Raw genomic sequence first — 16,573 nt, forward strand, 5'->3', positions numbered from 1 at the left:
CCTCGATCGGTTCGCAGATCGAGACGGATCGCTAGAGCATGATCCGGAAAAGTGTGAAGCGGTTTTCCGAAAAGATCATGCTTCAAACAATAACCTAATGCGCGATGACGATTCATCCTAATCGCATCGCGCTTTAATGGATGATCTGGCCGAGGAAATCCCTCGCCCGCTCCGTCCTCGGCGCGCGGAAGAAGGTTTCGGGATCGGCTTCCTCGACGATCGAGCCGCGATCCATGAACACCACCCGGTCCGCGATCTCGCGGGCAAAGCCCATCTCGTGCGTCACGCAGACCATGGTCATGCCGTCTTTCGCGAGCTCCACCATGGTGTCGAGCACCTCCTTGACCATCTCCGGGTCGAGCGCCGAGGTCGGCTCGTCGAACAGCATGATCTTCGGCTGCATGCACAGCGCCCGCGCGATGGCGACGCGCTGCTGCTGGCCGCCGGAGAGCTGCCCCGGATATTTGTTCGCCTGGTCGTGGATGCGCACCTTGCGGAGCAGACCGATCGCGCGCTCATGCGCATCAGTGCGGGACAGGCCCCGCACCTTCATCGGCGCCAGCATGCAATTCTCGACGACCGAGAGGTGCGGAAACAGGTTGAAGCTCTGGAACACCATGCCGACCTCGCGACGAACGCCGTTGACGTCGGTCATCCGGTCCGACAGCTCGATGCCGTCGACGACGATGCGCCCCGCATCGTGCTTTTCGATGTGGTTGATGCAGCGGATCAAGGTCGACTTGCCCGAGCCGGAGGGGCCGCACAGCACGATCTTCTCGCCGACCGCGACCGTGAGATTGACGTCGTTCAGGGCCGTGAAATGGCCGAACCGCTTCACCAAATTTTCAACGGTGACGATGGACGCCCGATTCCCCTCAGCGAACTCAAGCATTTTTCCTCTCCAAAGACTGGGATGACCGTGCGCAGCGCTAGCGGCGTAGTCCCGCGATCGCATATCGCTTGCGCAAGGACGCCACGCATTGCGATGCCGCCGAACTGATCGCGAGGTAGACCACCGCAATCACCAGATACATCTCGACCAGACGGCCATTGAGCTGCGCCAGCTTCGAGGCTGCGCCAAGCAGATCGGTGAGCGAGAGCACGTAAACCAGCGAGGTATCCTGGAACAGGATGATGGTCTGGCTCAGGATGATCGGGCTGGCGACGCGAAGCACCTGCGGCAGGATCACGGCGCGATAGGTATCGAAGGTCGACAATGCGAGGGCCTGACAGGCCTCGAACTGACCCCGGTTCACGGCGCGCAATCCGACGCGGATGATCTCCGAGTAATAGGCCGCCTCGAAAAGGCCGAAGGTGATGAAGGCGGTCCAGGTGGCGCCGATCGGGACCGGTCGCCCGCTTCCGCCGAGATGACCGAGCACGATCGGCACCAGGAAGAAGAACCAGAACAGGACCAGGATCAGCGGGATCGAGCGCATCAGGGCGACATAGCCGCGCACGAGCTTGCCGAGCACGGGCACTTCGAAGTGCTGCACGAGGGCCAGGCAGGTGCCGAGGACCAGGCCGACCACGAAAGCAACGGCGGTCAGCGCCAGGGAAAACAGCAGGCCCGACCAGAGGTAAGGCCACGCCTGAAGCACAACGGAGAAATCGAGGCTGGTCACTTCACGACCTCCATCGCGTCAGGCAGGGAATCAAGCGGTTGGATGGCGTGCGTCGCGCCCGGCTTGACTGCATCGTCCGCAGGGCTCGTCCCCGGAATGCGCACGGCCCTGTCGATCAACGCCATCCCCTGATAGGCGATGAGCGCCAGCGCGAGGTAGACAAGCGTCGCGGCGCCGAAAGCGGTGAAGGTCTGGAATGTCGCTTCGCTGATCTGGCGGGCCTGCGCCGTCAGCTCCATCAGCCCGATCGTGAGCGCGACCGAGGTGTTCTTGTAGATGCCCATCACCTCGCTGGTCAGGCTCGGAATGATCAGGCGCAGCGCCTGCGGCACGATGACGTAGCGATAGGTCGGATACCCGCTGAGCCCGAGCGCGCTTGCCGCTTCGACCTGACCTTTCGGCAGGGCCTCGATCCCGGCACGCACCTGTTCGGCGATCCGGGCGGCGGTGTAGAGACCGAGGCACACCAGTGCCGGAAAGAACGATCCCCAGGGCGGCGGAATCTGCTTGATGGCGTTCCCGAGCGAGGCGGGAAGAATCTCCGGCAGGACGAAGTACCAGAGAAACATCTGCACCAGCACGGGGATGTTGCGGAAGATCTCCACATAGAGGCGGGCAAGTGCCGCGACGGCTCGGTTCTGCACAGTGCGGCCGATGCCGACGACGATCCCGACCGCGAAGGCAATCCACCAGCCGAAGAACGCCAGCGCGAGGGTCCAGCCGAGGCCCGACACGAGCCAGTCGATATAGCGCTGGCCGTCTGCGGTCTGTTCAAGAAGCACTGCAAACATGGCGAACCTCAGGGCTCGGTTTGCGGGACACTCTCCGCCGACGTCGCAATTAGTCCACCGCGTCGCTGGGACGCGCGATCCGTTCCGTGAGATCGACCGTCAGCGGAAACGCCAGGTTCTCGTTCTTGGGCGGAATTGGCCTGGTGAACCATTTGGCGTAGGTCTTTTCGAACTGGCCCGATGCCATCTGCTTCGACAGAACGTCGTCGACCAGCGCCTTGAAGCCGGTATCGCCCTTCGTGAACATCAGGCCATAATAGATCTTGGCGTAACCCTCGGGGAGAAATATCAGCGCATCCGGCTTCGGAGCTGCGGCCTTGAGGCCGGCGAGCAGAATGTCGTCCTCCATGAACGCGGCCGCGCGGCCGGTGTTCAGCATCAGGAAGGATTCGGCATGGTCCTTTGCCTGGACGATGTTGAAGCCGAGCTGCTCCTTCGCATTCACGCCTTGCGCGAAGCCGACGGCATTCGAGCCCTGGGTGACGACGATGGTTTTGCCCTTGAGATCGCCGGCCGTCTTCAGGCCGCTGTCCGCTTTGACCAGCCAGCGCGGCTGACTGACGAAGGTGGCGACGGAAAACGAGACCTGCTCCTGCCGCTTCCTGTCGTTGGCCGTGCCGCCGCACTCGATGTCGACGGTGCCGCTCTGGATCAGCGGGATGCGATTGGACGAGTTCACCGGAACGTAATTGACTTTGAGATTGGGTAAGGCGGTCTCCGCCTTGATGCGCTCGACGATGGCCGCGCAGAGGTCGAGCGAGAACCCGATCGGCTTCTGGTCGGGACCGAGATAGGAGAACGGGATCGAGGCCTCGCGATGACCGATGGTGATGGCGCCGTTCGACTTGATCCTGGCCAGCGTGGGGCTGTCGGCGGCAGAAGCGGCGCTGCCGAGGCCGCCAATGACCGACAGAATGCTCAAGACACATGCAAACTTCGTCATGTACGTCTCCTTGCTGGACAGCCTATGCGGCTCTCGATGATGGCTTCACGCCGCGCCGCTGGATGACCTCGATCAGGCGGTCGACGTCGGCAATCGTGTTGAACATCCCGAACGACACGCGAATGCCGTCTCGCTCCGGCGACACGCGGACGTTATTCTCCTCGAAATGGCCGAGCCATTCGGCCGCGGGCAGCGCAATGACGTAGATGTGCGGCGCGCGATGCTGCCGCGTGCGAGGGCCGACCAGGCGAACGCCCAGCACATCGAGCCGGGCGATGAGATGATCGCCGAGATCGAAACAATGGTTCTGGATGTTCTCGACGCCCAGCGCTTCGATCATGTCGAGCGAGGCATCGAGGGCATGGATCGCCGGAAGATTGAAATTGCCGAGCTCGAAGCGGCGCGCGCTCGGGGCCGGATCGAGCCTGTCAGGCCGGGCGATCAGATCGGCCGGGACTTCAGCGAGGCTCGCGGCCGCAAGATAGGTCGGCTCGAGCTCAGCCCTCGACTTGTCCCAATAGAGCAGGCCCAGCCCTTGCGGCACGAGCAGCCCCTTATGGCTGCCCGAACCGATGAAGGTCGCGCGCATGGCTTTCGCATCGATTGGCACGACACCGATCGCCTGCATCACGTCGACGACGAAATGGAGCCCCTTCTCCGCGCAGAGGGCGCCGATGCTTTCGATGTCGAAACGATGGCCGGCATGGAATGTCACCTGCGAGATCGAGATCGCCCTCGTGCTCGCATCGATGTAGGGACGAAGACTGTCGGCGTTCACGATCTCCGTCATCGGCACGAATGCGACGGTCACACCCTTGCGCCGCAGATTGAGGAACGCGTAGGCGTTGTTCGGATGATCGCCGTGGATCATCAGGACCTTGTCACCGGCGCGCAGCGGCAGCGCATTCGCGGCGATGTTCATGCTTTCCGAGGTGTTCTTGGTGAAGGCGATCCCGTCGCCCGATACGCCGAGAAACCGCGCCAGCTTTTCGCGCGTCTGCTCGACGCGATCGAGCCAGACGCTCTTCGGGCCGGCGGTCTCGAGACCTTCGCTCAGAAAACGATCGATCGCCGCTTTGACGGGGCGCGCAAGCGGCGTCTGGAAGCCGGAATCGAGATAGGTGATCCGCTCGGCAGCCGGAAACTCCCTCCGCACGGCATCGACGTCGTAATGGCCTGACATCCCGATCTCCTGAAGCACTTCCCCGGTGGCTCGCACTGCACAAATCCTGTTCACCACCGAGCAGCGCCAACGATATGGGCACGACACAAAAGTGCCTATACAAATTTTCATATTCCAGTATATTTCATTCCGAAAAATGATAATTTGTACTTCGGGTGGAGACTGGCGAAATGCAGCAGCCGAGTACCGACGGGCCATTGGACCGCGCCTTCGCGATCATTGGCTATGTCGCCAGCCAGACCAGAGCAGCCTCGGTCGCGGACATCGCCGCTGCGCTGTCCCTGCCGCTGCCGACTGCGCATCGGCTCATCGGAAATCTGGAACAGCGCGGGCTGCTTCAGAAAGCCGTGGGAACGAAGCGGTACGTGGTCGGCAATCAAATGGTCACGCTGTCGGCCCGCGTCATCGGCGCAGCTTTCCGTACCGCCCGCCGGCACGCGGTGCTCCGCGCCGTCGCCGCCGAAATCGGCGAGCAATGCGAGATCGGCGTCGTGCGGGACAACGTCGTTGCTTACGTCGACAGCGTCCGCGTATCGCAACCTCAAGGCCTGCAATTCAATCCCGGCGAAGCGGCCCCGCTCCACTGCACGTCGACCGGCAAGATCTACATGAGCCGGCTGCCGGAACGCGCGCGCGAGAAGCTGTGCCACGCGCTCACGCTGACGCGATACACCGAAACCACGATCGTGGACGTCGAGCACCTGATGAAGGTGCTCGATGAGACCCGCAAGCGCGGCTGGGCCAAGACCAATGAAGAATATGTGCGAGGCGTGGTCGGCTGTGCCGTTCCCATCCTCTCACCGGATCGCGAGCTGATCGCGTGCCTGGGTGTGTCTGTTCCCGTGGCACGGGTGAGCTTCACCGAGCTGGATCGGTTCATAGCTCCCCTGCAGAAGGCCGCTGCGCTGCTATCGGAGACGATCCTCGCGGACAATGAGGACGGCGTAAGCGAAGCCGTGTCGGCAAGCTGATGCTGCTCGAACGTCGTCCACAGTCACCGAGATTGTCCTCGCCCTGCAAGCCGGATCAGGCCTTGGTCAATATCTCGGGCGGTGCGACTTCGCCCACTCGCGGGCATGTGCGATGGGCTCTTGCGGCGGCAGGATGGCGCGCAGCTTCTGTATCGCCGGCTGGCTCTCCATGGGTCCCGCCATCGACAGAAGGCCGGAAATTTCGGACCCTGCCGGCGCTGTTCCTGCAGGAGCGTCGTCAAAATTCAGGCTCTCGGCCATGGCGTTTCCTCCCATCAGCACAGCCAGCATAGGCGGCCAGGACGAGACCGGCCCGTGCCGACGCCCGCGACGCAAAGGCCAAAGCGGCGCGCATCGTCGGCTGCCCCAACACGTCAGACATTCAATCATTGAAACGCCTCACGGTGCATTTTCTGTGCCTTGGATCAGCTCTTGGTGCTGGCGGTCTTGTCGATCGCCGCGCGCAAGCCTTCAGCAAGCTTGATCGCGTCGTCATTGGCCCAGAAGTGCATGAAGAAGAGTCGCGGCTGTTCGTTCAGCATATGGCTGTGCAGCGCCGTCACCTCGATGCCATGCGTCCGCAGCGCCGCGATGACTGGATTCACCTCGTCGCTGGTCAGCACGAAATCGCCGGTGATGGCGGCCTTGCCGCCGCCGGTCGGCTGGAAATTGATGGCGGTCGCGACGCCCATTGGACCGACGGGGGTTAGCAGCATGCCGTTCTCCGTGATCGGGTCGCGCCGTTTCACATTGAACTGGTAGACGCCGCCATTGCCCTGCCCCTTGACGCCGATGATCTGATCGAGCTTTGCGGTGTCGAGATCGATAGAGGGCGGATTCCCGGCTGCGGCGACCGTCAGGGGCGTCTTGCTTTCGGCGAGCGCATCACGGATTGCCGACGCCAGCTTGATAGGGTCGCCGTGTCCGGCGACGTGCATGTAGAATGTCGCCGGGCTTGCGCGCAGCAGATGGTTGTGCACGGCGGTAATCTCGAGACCGCTCGCCATCATCTTAGCCATCACTGGATTGATCTCGGTCTCAAGCAGCACGAGGTCACCCATGACCATGGTTCCGCCATGCGCAGGCTTGAACGCCAGCCAGCCGCCAAGCGCCAGCGCCGGCTTGATCGTGACGCCATCCAACGTCACGGTGAGATCGGTGCGCGGGAAGCCGTAGCGATGGACATCGTCCGCAACGGTTGGCTTGCGGCCCAGTGCCTCATCGACCTTTTGCCAGTCGATGCCCTGCGCGTGAGCGTTCGTGATGAAGCAGGCAGCGACGCCGATCAGTGCCGAAACCGTCTTATGCATGGATCAGCTCCCTTGAGCTCTGGGTGTGTCCCTGCCCCAATCGGATAAGTGAGGCCGCTCCGGCCGTTCCGCCACACACAGCGGACTCGCCGCGGAGGCGCATGCCATGGCGGTTCGGATGCCGGCAAGCCGAGAGGGTCGTGGAATGGAGTTGCGGTGTGTGAACATGCTGCGCCCTTGGTGATCAGGACGCGATGCTTGGGCATGTCGCCTCGCGGGGAGATCGCACATCCCCGTCGCGCTGACTAAAAACCCGCAGGGCAGAACTGTCAACCGGCGCACGGCCGCGTCACGTCACGAAGAGTTCACCCTTTGAAGGAACCCGCCAGCCGCCATCTTGAAACGACGAGGCGGTTTCACATACATTGTCGGCGTGGGGACGATGCAGACTCCCCGTGAGACCCAGGTCCAAGCTCTGCGCAGCACGCAATTCCGTGGAGCTTGCGCATGGACACCGAACGTCACTCCTCTCCCCTCCGAACCATCGCCATCCTCTCGCGCGGCGACATTGTCGCGCGGCGCGAGGCGACGGCGCAGAACAGCCGCTTCGTCCGCGTCTTCGAAGCGCTCGCCGCCGCGGGCATCGACGCCTTCCCAGTGATCTATGACGAGAGCTTTGCGGGCGCGGTCCGCGACCAATTGCTTGCAGCCGACGGCGTGCTGGTCTGGGTCGATCCGATCCACCAGGGCAAGACCCGCGCCGAGCTCGACGCCCTGCTGCGCGACGTCGCGGCGCAAGGGCCATGGGTGAGCGCGCATCCGGACATCATTCTGAAGATGGGCGTCAAGGAGGTGCTCTATCGGACACGGCATCTGGGCTGGGGCGCCGACACGCACCGCTATGACACCGCCATAAGCTTCCGCAGCCAGTTTCCGGCGCGCCTTCGTGCCAGCGGCCAGCGCGTGCTGAAGCAGAACCGCGGCAATGGCGGCCAGGGGGTCTGGAAGGTTGAGGCCCTGCCCGATACCGAAGGCATGGTTCGCGTGCTGCACGCGCAGCGCGGCAGCACGCCGGAGGACATGCCGATCGATGCGCTGCTCGCACGGTGCGAGCCCTATTTCGGTTGGGGCGGCTGCATCATCGACCAGGCGTTTCAACCGCGCCTGCCCGACGGCATGATCCGCTGCTACATGAGCGGCGCCAAAGTCGCAGGCTTCGGACACCAGAAGATCAAGGCGCTGATCCCGCCGCCGCCGGAGGGACCGGAGGCGCCTGAGGCGCAGCCCGGGCCGCGGATCATGCACGGGCCTGATGCTCCGCCATTCCAGGCGCTGCGAGGAGCGATGGAGGACGAATGGACGCCGCAGATGATGGCAACGCTCGGCATCGATGAGTCGTCATTGCCGGTGATCTGGGATGCGGACTTCCTGTACGGGCCGAAAGATGCGGCCGGCGCAGACACCTACGTGCTCTGCGAGATCAACGCGAGCTCGTGCTTTGCGATCCCCGAGGAGGCGCCGGCTGCGATCGCCCGGACGGTGAAGCAACGGCTGATGCGGACCGAACGTACACGGGCGCGAACTTAGCCTGGTCGCGCTCGTCGGAAATGGCAGCAGCTGTCAGGCGACAGTAGGACGCAATCTCGAATTGGTTGCGTTGTTGAAGCCAAAAGGCTCGAGAGCTATCGATCTGAATTCATCTTCGATCGGAGGAACGCATGAGCAAAATCACGGGCGGCTGTCACTGCGGTGCAATCCGCTACGAGGTCGAGGGCGAGGCGATCGTGCACGCGCTTTGCCACTGCCGCGATTGCCGGCTTCACGCCGGGGCTCCGCTCGTCGGCTGGACGATGTACCCCGAGGGCGCGGTCAAGGTGACCAAGGGCGAGCCGAAGGTTTACCGCTCCTCGGAACACGGGCGGCGGCACTTTTGCAGCGCGTGCGGAACCGGGCTGTTCTACGTCAATGCCAACATGCTGCCGGGGGTCATCGACATCCAGAGCGCGACCTACGACGACCCTGAGGTCGTGCCTGCCACGATGCAGATCCAGGTCGCCGAGCGCCTGCGCTGGATGGAGCATGCGCACGAACTGCCGGCCTTCGAGCGCTATCCGCCGCAGCCGTAGTGATGGCTAGGCGGAATGACCTTAGGTTGAATCGATTGCCACGGGCTCGGTGCAACCTCTCCCGCTTGCGGGAGAGGTCGGCGCGAAGCGCCGGGTGAGGGCTTTCTCCTCTTGGGGATTGTCCCATTGCGGAAGCACCTCTCCCCAACCCTCTCCCGCGAGCGGGAGAGGGAGCGCACCTCCGTCGTTGCGCGATCAGGGCTCATGTCATCGCACTCTAGCCTCGCGCAGCACTCTCAATCAATTTCCTGCGCGCCGATGAAGCGCATGAACGGCTTCTGACCGTCGGCACCGAACAGCACGACCTCGTAACGCTGCGGCTTGCCGCCTTCCATGCCCGGCGATCCGACCGGCATGCCCGGCACGGCTATTCCCTTCGCGTTTGGACGCTCCGCGAGGAGGCGTCGCACGGCCGCGGCCGGCACGTGCCCCTCGACGACATAACCGGCGACCTCTGCCGTGTGACACGCGACCAGGTTCGAGGGGACGCCGAGACGCGCCCGGATCGGCTCGAGGTCGGGAGTCTCCTCCACCTGGGCGGTAAATCCTGCGTCCCGCAGATGCTGCACCCAGCCGGCGCAGCAGCCGCAGCTCGGATCCCGGTGCACCGTGAGCGCGGCTGCGTCGGATGCTGCCGCGGCGGGCCTTGCAAAAGCTGCCGCGGCCATCAGCCCGACAAGGGACCGGCGGGTCATCAGATATGCGCGTTGCTTCATCTTCGGCTTCCTCTTCTGTCACTCCGTCGCCCTGACATATGATCGTGCGTCACGGCTCGCCTCATCCGGCCGGCTCCACGACGCGCAATCTGGCGCCGATCGGCTTGGGCATCTCAGCCGGTTGTTCTCTGTCCTCGCGCGTGGGCGGCAGGCGGACACCCTTCACCAACCCGAAGATCGCCGGGATCACGATCAGCGTCAGCAGCGTCGACGATATCATGCCGCCAATCATCGGCACCGCAATTCGTTGCATGATCTCCGACCCGGTTCCGGTGCTCCACATGATCGGCAGCAGGCCCGCCATGATGGCGACGACCGTCATCATCTTGGGACGGACGCGCTCGACCGCGCCCACCATGATCGCCTCGTGGAGATCCTGCCGGGTGAGGCCCCTGCCCTCGGCGCTGCACGTCGCCTTGATCTCGGCCAGTGCATGCTCGAGATAGATCAGCATCACGACGCCGGTCTCGGCGGCGACGCCGGCAAGCGCGATGAAGCCGACGGCGACGGCGACCGACATGTTGAAGCCGAGCCACCACATCATCCAGATGCCGCCGACCAGCGCGAAGGGCAGCGACAGCATCACGATCAGGGTTTCGGTCATGGCCCTGAAATTCAGGTACAGCAGCAGGAAAATGATCGTCAGCGTCACCGGCACCACGATCTTCAGGCGCGCCGCGGCGCGCTGGAGATATTCGTACTGACCGCTCCAGACCACGTAATATCCTGATGGGAACTGGATGCTGTCAGTCACGGCGCGTTGCGCATCGGCGACGTAGCTGCCGATGTCGCGATCGCGGATGTCGACGTAGACGTAGGTCGCGAGCTGGCCGTTCTCGGTCCGGATCGAGGTCGGCCCGCGCGCCGGCTCGACCTTCGCGACCTCGCCGAGCGGCACCGCGCCGCCTGCGGGCATCGGCACCAGGATATCGCTGGCGATCGCCTTGGGATTGTCGCGCAGGTCGCGCGGATAGCGCATGTTCACCGTGAACCGCTGCCGCCCCTCCACCGTCGTCGTGACGGTCTGGCCGCCGAGCGCCGCCGCGATGGTGTCCTGAACGTCCTGGATCAGGATGCCATAGCGGGCGAGCGCCTCGCGATCCGGGACGATCTCGAGATAGTAGCCGCCGATGCCGCGCTCGGCATAGGCCGATGAGGTGCCCGGCACCGTCTTGATCACCCGTTCGACCTGCTTCGCCAGCCGGTCGATCTCGACGAGGTCGGTGCCCATCACCTTGACGCCAACGGGGGTGCGGATGCCGGTGGACAGCATGTCGATGCGCGCCTTGATCGGCATGGTCCAGGCGTTGGAGACGCCCGGAAACTGCAGCGCCTTGTCCATCTCCGCGATCAGGCCGTCGATGGTGACGCCTTCCCGCCAAAGCTCCTTCGGCTTCAGACTGACCACCGTCTCGAACATCTCGGTCGGCGCCGGATCGGTCGCGGTCGCCGCCCGCCCCGCCTTGCCGTAGACCGATTCGACCTCCGGGAACGACTTGATGATGCGGTCCTGCGTCTGCATCAGCTCGGCCGCCTTGGTCACGGAGATGCCGGGCAGCGTCGTCGGCATGTAGAGCAGCGTGCCCTCGTTCAGCGTCGGCATGAACTCGGTGCCGAGCTGCCGCGCCGGCCAGATCGTAACGGCGAGCACGACCAGCGAAGCCAGGATCACCGGCGTCTTGGCACGCAGCACGCCCTTAATGACCGGGCGGTAGATAAAGATCAGGAAGCGGTTGATGACGTTTTTCCTCTCCGGCACGATCCTGCCGCGGACGAAGATCACCATCAGCGCCGGCACCAGCGTGACGGACAACAGGGCCGCGGCCGCCATCGCGAAGGTCTTCGTGAACGCCAGCGGGCTAAACAGCCGCCCCTCCTGCGATTCCAGCGTGAAGATCGGCATGAACGACACGGTGATGATGAGAAGGCTGAAGAACAGCGCCGGGCCGACTTCGGATGCCGCGTCGATCAGGATCTGGACACGCGACTGACCGGGCTCGGCGCGCTCAAGGTGCTTGTGCGCGTTCTCGATCATGACGATCGCGGCATCCACCATGGCGCCGATCGCGATCGCGATGCCGCCGAGGCTCATGATGTTGGATCCCAGGCCCAGCAGCTTCATGGCGCCGAACGCCATCAGCACGCCGACCGGCAGCATCAAGATCGCGACCAGCGCGCTGCGGACATGGAGCAGGAACACGATGCAGACGAGCGCGACGACGATACTCTCCTCGAACAGCGTGTGCTTGAGCGTGTCGATCGCCGAATAGATCAGGCCCGAGCGGTCGTAGACCGGGACGATCTCGACCGATTTCGGCAGGCTGCTCGCAATCTCCTTGAAACGCTTCCTGACGTTTTCGATGACGTCGAGCGCGTTGACGCCGAAGCGCTGCAGCACGATGCCGCTTGCGACCTCGCCCTCGCCGTTCAGCTCCGCAATGCCGCGCCGCTCGTCGGGTCCGAGCTCGACATTGGCGACGTCCCGCAGCAGCACCGGCGTGCCGTTGCTCGTTTTCAGGACGATGTTGCCGAGATCGTTGATGCTCTTGATGTAGCCCTTGCCACGAATGACGTATTCGAACTCCGACAGCTCGACCGTGCGGCCGCCGACGTCGGCATTGCTGGCACGGATCGCCTCCCGGATCTTCTGCATGCTGATGCCGCGGTCGCGCATGCGCTGCGGGTCGAGCACCACGTTGTACTGCTTGACGAAGCCGCCGATGCTGGCGACCTCGGCCACGCCTTCGGCCTTGGCGAGCGCGAATTTCAGATTCCAGTCCTGGATCGTGCGCGTGTCGGCGAGGTTCAATTCTTTCGACATCACGGCGTATTGGTAGACCCAGCCGACGCCGGTCGCATCGGGCCCGATGGTGGGGGTGACGCCGACGGGAAGCCGCGACGTGGCGCCGTTCAGGAACTCCATCACGCGCGAGCGCGCCCAATAGATGTCGGTGCCGTCCTCGAAGATCACGTAGACGAACGACACGCCGAAGAAGGAGAAGCCGCGCACCACCTTCGATTTCGGCACGGTCAGCATCGCCGTCGTCAAGGGATAGGTGACCTGGTCCTCGATCACCTGCGGCGCCTGGCCAGGATATTCGGTGTAGACGATGACCTGGGTGTCCGAGAGGTCGGGGATCGCATCCAGCGGCAGATGCAGCAGCGCGTAGAAGCCGGCGGCCGCCGCAAAGCCGGTGCCGAACAGCACCAGCAGCAGGTTGCGCGCCGACCAGGCGATGATGCGGGCGATCATTTGTGCTCTCCCGTCGCATGGCCGGCGTCGGAGGCTTGAGGCGCAGCCTCGGCAAAGCCTTTGAGCGCGGCCTTCAAATTGCTTTCCGCATCGATCAGGAAGTTGGCTGATGTGACCACCGCTTCGCCTTCGGCAAGGCCGTCGCGCACCTCGATAAAGCCGCCGCCGCGCCGGCCGAGCTTCACTTCCCGCGGCTCGAAGCGCCCGTCCCCCTTGTCGACGAGGACGGCCTGCCGCGTGCCGGTGTCGAGCACCGCGCTGTCCTGGATCGTCAGGACAAGCGCGCTATCGGCCGTGTCGACGTCGGCATCGACATACATGTCCGGCAGCAGCAACGCTTCGGGATTGGCGAGCTCGATGCGGACGCGAACCGTCCGGGTTTCGCGGTTCACCTGCGGATAGATCACCGCGATCTTGCCGGTGAAGCTTCGGCCGGGGAAGCTGCGCACGCGCACCGCGACGGACTGCCCGACCGCGATGTTGCCGAGATCGCGCTCGGCGACGTCGACCAGCGCCCAGACCAGCGAGGTGTCGGCGATGCGGAACAGCACGTCGCCGGGATTGGCGCGCATGCCTTCGATCGCGTTGCGCTCGAGCACGATCCCGTCGCGCGGCGCCGACCAATGGATGGTGACGGGCGCGACACGCGTTCTCTCCATCTCGGCGATCACCCGCTCGGGAACGTCGAGATTGATCAGCCGTTGCCGCGAGCCGCGGCCGTAGATCTCGACCCCGCCGACGGTCTTGGAGGTGATGGTCGCGAGATAGTCGGCCGCCGCGGAGGCGACCGCCGAGCTGTAGATCTCCATCAGCGGCTGGCCCGCCTTGACGCGGGAGCCGGTGGTGACGTCCGCGATCTTCTGCACGAAGCTCTCGGCCCGCATCGCGATCACCGAGACGCGGCGCTCGTCCAATTGGATCGTACCGGGCGCCTTGACCAGGACTTGGACCGATCGCCGCGCCACCGGCTCGGACTTCACGCCGCTGCGCTGGATCTTGCCGGGCGACAGTTTCACCGTGCCGTCATCGGCGTCGTCGCCTTCGTAGACGGGGACATAGTTCATCCCCATCGGATCCTTCTTCGGCACCGGCGAGGTGTCGGGCAACCCCATCGGATTGCGGTAGTAGAGGATTTTTCGCGATGAAGCCGCCTGCGGTGGCTTCGGCTCTGCCTGGGCGGCCTTGTCGTCATCGTAGACCGGCAGATAGTCCCGCCCGCGGTCGTCCTTCTTTGGCCCGGCGGACCAAAGCGGCGCGCCGCTCGGATCGCGATAGTAGAGCGGAGTCCGGTCCGCTGGCGCCGCAGCCGGGGTCACCTCGGCATGGACCGACCAGCGCCCCTCGTTCGAGAACCAGTACGCGCCAAGGGCGAGGCCACTGCCGAGAGCGAGAGTCGTCAAGAGACGCAACGTCTTCATGGTTGTTTCGCGCGCTCGGAGCGCGCGTCCATGTGAATGGGAAAGAGAAGTTCGGGCGCCGTCCGACGGCGCCCGAAAGCTCACTTGATCGCCTTGACGATGACCTTGCCGGTGACCGTCTCAGGCTCGCCCTGCACCTTCGCCGAGAGCGTGACCTGATAGCGGCCGGCCATCGGCAGGTCCGTCCTGAAGGCGTAGACGCCCGGCTCCTTGGAGGGCAGTGGCGCGACCGCCGATTCCATCTCGGCCATGCCGTCCGGAGCCATGTCGACGCGCGTCTTGAAGATGACGGCGTCGGGCACCGGCTTGCCGGTCTGCTTGTTGGTCAGGCGAACGGCGAGCGTGACGTCGTCGCCCTTCTTCATCTCGGGATTGACCGGCTCGAAAGCGTAATCGCCGGCACCCGCCAAGGCGACTGAAGCGGCGAGCGAAAGGGTGGCGGCAACAGCCGCGGTGCTGAACTTGGAAAGCATTGTCCTGTCCTCATGAATTGATCTCGACCGCGACGCTTGAATGCGCACATCAGTCATCGCCGCGCGGGGCGTGCCCGCGCGCGTCTTGAGAGATCAGATTCGAGGAGGCCGGAAGGGAGGACTGCCGCCGCGCGAGTCGACGACTTGATCGGCAGGAATAGCGGTTTCCGCTGCCGCGACGGCAAGGAATTCGAACGCCAGGGGACGAATGTCCGCCAGTGCGACGGTGCCGCCGACACAGCAGAAGCCCATCCCGCATTGGTAGCCGGTGTCGGAGCCCGTTCCCTTCATGTCGGGACAACAATCGTGCACCGACATATCGTCGTCGCCGCCCACCTGCATGGCCGCCTGCATGTCACCCGATGACATCGCGACGCCGGAAGCGGACACGCCAGCCGGCAGCATCGCCAGGGAGATGGCGATGGCGAATGCCAGGATGGTCCGAACGATCCGCATGAAACGTGCTTTTAACCTTTTGGATACCTTTGGGAACCGCAACGTTGCCTGAGTACCATAGTCTGCGGCCGAATGCATTCTTTGATCAAAGTCAAGCATTCGTGACCGAGGCTCCGAGGCCTGTCAGGCCGACCGCCCGCATCCTGCCTCGCCTATCGCGACTTCGATACCAGCTCGTCGGACCGCGCCGTCCGCGACCATAGCAGCGCGAGCGGGCCGAGCGCGATCCCGGCCGCGAGCACGATGAAGGCCAGCAGCCAGCCCTCTGCACTCTGGGGGCCGCCAGCGGCATCGAGGGCAACCCCGGTTCCCCAGGCTCCGATCGCCGATAGGCCGAACCCGGCGGTCGAATGCAGGGCCAGAGTCGCCCCGCGATGCTCGGAGACAGCCGCGGCCGACATCCCGGCCGTCAACGCACCGGAATCCGCCGGCACTGTCAGGCCATAGATCATCAGCAGCAGCGCCAACACCCATGCCGGAGCCGTCGCATTCAGGCCGATGACGAGGGCAACGCAAGCCGAGGCGATCATCACCACCGTGATCGCCCGATGTCGCCCGAATTTCAGTGCGGCCTCGTTGCCGAGGATGCTGGCCGGCATGGAGATCACTGCAAAGCAGAAGCTCATCAGGACCGGGCTCAGCCATGAGGGCGCACCCTGATGCGCGACGACGTAGGTCCAGAACCCGACCAGCCAGGTGCGAATGCCGTAGAGCTCGAAGCAGTGCGCGCCGTAGCCGAAGATGTAACCGAGCGCCTCGCGGTTGGCGAAGACGGGCGCAAAGTTCAAAAGGCGTCCTGCTCTTGGAGCGGGACGGCGGCTCTCGATCAAGAGACACGCGCCCACCATCGCGATGGGACCGATGCCGGTCACGTAGAAGGCGGTCCGCCATCCCCAGCCGTCGGCGAGGACTTGGGCGATCAGGAACGACAGGCCGACGCCCACCGAGAAGCTCGACGTGTAGAGCGTGACCGCCCGCGAGGTGTCGCCGGTGGGCAACCGGTCGGTCAGTGCCTTGAGCCCCGGCATGTAGGCACCGGCAAAACCAAGGCCGGCCAGCGACCAGATGATGGTCCCCGACCAGAAGCCTTGCGCGAAGATGCCAAAGGCGACGGTCGCAAGTCCGCTGACGACAGAGCCGCCGAGAAGCACGAGCCGAGCGTCGATGCGATCGGTCAGCGTCGTCAGCACGGGCACCGCCAGCATGTAGCCAAACGCGTAGCCGCTCGCCATCATCCCGCCTTCGGCGGCGGACAATCCCCACACCGGCATCAGATGCTGGGCGAGGTTCGCGGACAAGGTCACGTGCGGCAGCAGATTGCCGAGCTGGCCGATACACATCACCGCAATCAACGGCCAGCCGCGCAAG

At 64.3% G+C, this 16,573-nt stretch carries 16 protein-coding genes; 3 read left to right on the top strand and 13 right to left on the bottom strand.

Translation table 11 applies throughout. From position 1 onward, the window contains the following. Positions 1-133: 133 nt before the first annotated feature. From I6F20_RS17905 to I6F20_RS17925, 5 genes are read right to left on the bottom strand one after another with little or no spacing between them, the layout of a single operon-like run. Positions 134-892 carry an amino acid ABC transporter ATP-binding protein gene (locus I6F20_RS17905; RefSeq protein WP_036023225.1) on the bottom strand — a complete coding sequence of 253 codons (759 nt, stop codon included), beginning with the start codon at positions 890-892 and terminating at the stop codon, positions 134-136. 37 nt (positions 893-929) lie between these two features. Further along, the gene (locus I6F20_RS17910) at positions 930-1,625 is read right to left on the bottom strand and encodes an amino acid ABC transporter permease (RefSeq protein WP_036005852.1); all 696 of its coding nucleotides are present in this window, start codon (positions 1,623-1,625) and stop codon (positions 930-932) included. Further along, positions 1,622-2,416: an amino acid ABC transporter permease gene (locus tag I6F20_RS17915; RefSeq protein ID WP_036023223.1), complete on the bottom strand. Its 795-nt coding sequence runs from the start codon at positions 2,414-2,416 to the stop codon at positions 1,622-1,624. The genes I6F20_RS17910 and I6F20_RS17915 overlap by 4 nt, the downstream gene beginning before the upstream one ends. 49 nt (positions 2,417-2,465) lie before the next feature. Beyond that, positions 2,466-3,359, bottom strand: a complete 894-nt coding sequence (locus tag I6F20_RS17920) for an amino acid ABC transporter substrate-binding protein (protein ID WP_225127204.1) — start codon at positions 3,357-3,359, stop codon at positions 2,466-2,468. Between the two features lie 22 nt (positions 3,360-3,381). Then, positions 3,382-4,542, bottom strand: coding sequence for an aminotransferase class V-fold PLP-dependent enzyme (locus I6F20_RS17925; protein ID WP_225127600.1), 1,161 nt, complete (start codon positions 4,540-4,542; stop codon positions 3,382-3,384). A gap of 170 nt (positions 4,543-4,712) precedes the next feature. Between I6F20_RS17925 and I6F20_RS17930 the strand changes: the two genes are divergently transcribed. Continuing rightward, positions 4,713-5,513 (top strand): IclR family transcriptional regulator, encoded by an 801-nt coding sequence (locus I6F20_RS17930; RefSeq protein WP_036005860.1) that lies wholly within the window; start codon positions 4,713-4,715, stop codon positions 5,511-5,513. 66 nt (positions 5,514-5,579) lie between these two features. On the opposite strand, the gene I6F20_RS17935 is transcribed toward I6F20_RS17930, so the two are convergent. Together I6F20_RS17935 and I6F20_RS17940 are read right to left on the bottom strand one after the other, a co-directional pair. Then, positions 5,580-5,774, bottom strand: a complete 195-nt coding sequence (locus tag I6F20_RS17935) for a hypothetical protein (RefSeq protein ID WP_225111727.1) — start codon at positions 5,772-5,774, stop codon at positions 5,580-5,582. Between the two features lie 164 nt (positions 5,775-5,938). Next, positions 5,939-6,823, bottom strand: coding sequence for a DUF1259 domain-containing protein (locus I6F20_RS17940; protein WP_036023215.1), 885 nt, complete (start codon positions 6,821-6,823; stop codon positions 5,939-5,941). Between the two features lie 447 nt (positions 6,824-7,270). On the opposite strand from I6F20_RS17940, the gene I6F20_RS17945 reads away from it, so the two are divergent. Then, positions 7,271-8,350: a Cj0069 family protein gene (locus I6F20_RS17945; protein WP_225127205.1), complete on the top strand. Its 1,080-nt coding sequence runs from the start codon at positions 7,271-7,273 to the stop codon at positions 8,348-8,350. Between the two features lie 131 nt (positions 8,351-8,481). Then, positions 8,482-8,889: a GFA family protein gene (locus tag I6F20_RS17950; RefSeq protein WP_225127207.1), complete on the top strand. Its 408-nt coding sequence runs from the start codon at positions 8,482-8,484 to the stop codon at positions 8,887-8,889. A gap of 236 nt (positions 8,890-9,125) precedes the next feature. Here I6F20_RS17950 and I6F20_RS17955 read toward each other — a convergent pair whose 3' ends face one another. The 6 genes from I6F20_RS17955 to I6F20_RS17980 form a co-directional block, all read right to left on the bottom strand. Next, on the bottom strand, positions 9,126-9,605 hold the full coding sequence (locus tag I6F20_RS17955; protein ID WP_036005872.1) for a DUF411 domain-containing protein: 480 nt from the start codon (positions 9,603-9,605) through the stop codon (positions 9,126-9,128). A 61-nt stretch (positions 9,606-9,666) separates the two neighbouring features. Continuing rightward, positions 9,667-12,858 (bottom strand): efflux RND transporter permease subunit, encoded by a 3,192-nt coding sequence (locus I6F20_RS17960; RefSeq protein WP_225127209.1) that lies wholly within the window; start codon positions 12,856-12,858, stop codon positions 9,667-9,669. After that, entirely contained in the window at positions 12,855-14,276 is a 1,422-nt protein-coding gene (locus tag I6F20_RS17965; protein WP_036005877.1) for an efflux RND transporter periplasmic adaptor subunit, read from the bottom strand. The genes I6F20_RS17960 and I6F20_RS17965 overlap by 4 nt, the downstream gene beginning before the upstream one ends. An 80-nt stretch (positions 14,277-14,356) precedes the next feature. Beyond that, positions 14,357-14,749, bottom strand: a complete 393-nt coding sequence (locus I6F20_RS17970) for a FixH family protein (RefSeq protein WP_036005880.1) — start codon at positions 14,747-14,749, stop codon at positions 14,357-14,359. Positions 14,750-14,842: 93 nt separating this feature from the next. Continuing rightward, entirely contained in the window at positions 14,843-15,304 is a 462-nt protein-coding gene (locus tag I6F20_RS17975) for a hypothetical protein (protein WP_346276206.1), read from the bottom strand. Between the two features lie 53 nt (positions 15,305-15,357). Beyond that, positions 15,358-16,545 (bottom strand): MFS transporter, encoded by a 1,188-nt coding sequence (locus I6F20_RS17980; RefSeq protein ID WP_225127602.1) that lies wholly within the window; start codon positions 16,543-16,545, stop codon positions 15,358-15,360. Positions 16,546-16,573 lie beyond the last annotated feature (28 nt).

It is taken from the genome of Bradyrhizobium sp. IC3123 (assembly GCF_020193625.1).
Classification (GTDB): Bacteria; Pseudomonadota; Alphaproteobacteria; order Rhizobiales; family Xanthobacteraceae; genus Bradyrhizobium; species Bradyrhizobium yuanmingense.

Bases quoted from the DNA above. Each gene is read 5' to 3' on its own strand.
- I6F20_RS17925 (WP_225127600.1), bottom strand. From the start codon at position 4,542: ATGTCAGGCCATTACGACGTCGATGCCGTGCGGAGGGAGTTTCCGGCT.
- I6F20_RS17945 (WP_225127205.1), top strand. From the start codon at position 7,271: ATGGACACCGAACGTCACTCCTCTCCCCTCCGAACCATCGCCATCCTC.
- I6F20_RS17960 (WP_225127209.1), bottom strand. From the start codon at position 12,858: ATGATCGCCCGCATCATCGCCTGGTCGGCGCGCAACCTGCTGCTGGTG.
- I6F20_RS17905 (WP_036023225.1), bottom strand. From the start codon at position 892: ATGCTTGAGTTCGCTGAGGGGAATCGGGCGTCCATCGTCACCGTTGAA.
- I6F20_RS17930 (WP_036005860.1), top strand. From the start codon at position 4,713: ATGCAGCAGCCGAGTACCGACGGGCCATTGGACCGCGCCTTCGCGATC.
- I6F20_RS17970 (WP_036005880.1), bottom strand. From the start codon at position 14,749: ATGCTTTCCAAGTTCAGCACCGCGGCTGTTGCCGCCACCCTTTCGCTC.
- I6F20_RS17980 (WP_225127602.1), bottom strand. From the start codon at position 16,545: ATGTGTATCGGCCAGCTCGGCAATCTGCTGCCGCACGTGACCTTGTCC.
- I6F20_RS17935 (WP_225111727.1), bottom strand. From the start codon at position 5,774: ATGGCCGAGAGCCTGAATTTTGACGACGCTCCTGCAGGAACAGCGCCG.
- I6F20_RS17915 (WP_036023223.1), bottom strand. From the start codon at position 2,416: ATGTTTGCAGTGCTTCTTGAACAGACCGCAGACGGCCAGCGCTATATC.
- I6F20_RS17950 (WP_225127207.1), top strand. From the start codon at position 8,482: ATGAGCAAAATCACGGGCGGCTGTCACTGCGGTGCAATCCGCTACGAG.
- I6F20_RS17975 (WP_346276206.1), bottom strand. From the start codon at position 15,304: ATGCTTGACTTTGATCAAAGAATGCATTCGGCCGCAGACTATGGTACT.
- I6F20_RS17965 (WP_036005877.1), bottom strand. From the start codon at position 14,276: ATGAAGACGTTGCGTCTCTTGACGACTCTCGCTCTCGGCAGTGGCCTC.
- I6F20_RS17920 (WP_225127204.1), bottom strand. From the start codon at position 3,359: ATGACGAAGTTTGCATGTGTCTTGAGCATTCTGTCGGTCATTGGCGGC.
- I6F20_RS17940 (WP_036023215.1), bottom strand. From the start codon at position 6,823: ATGCATAAGACGGTTTCGGCACTGATCGGCGTCGCTGCCTGCTTCATC.
- I6F20_RS17955 (WP_036005872.1), bottom strand. From the start codon at position 9,605: ATGAAGCAACGCGCATATCTGATGACCCGCCGGTCCCTTGTCGGGCTG.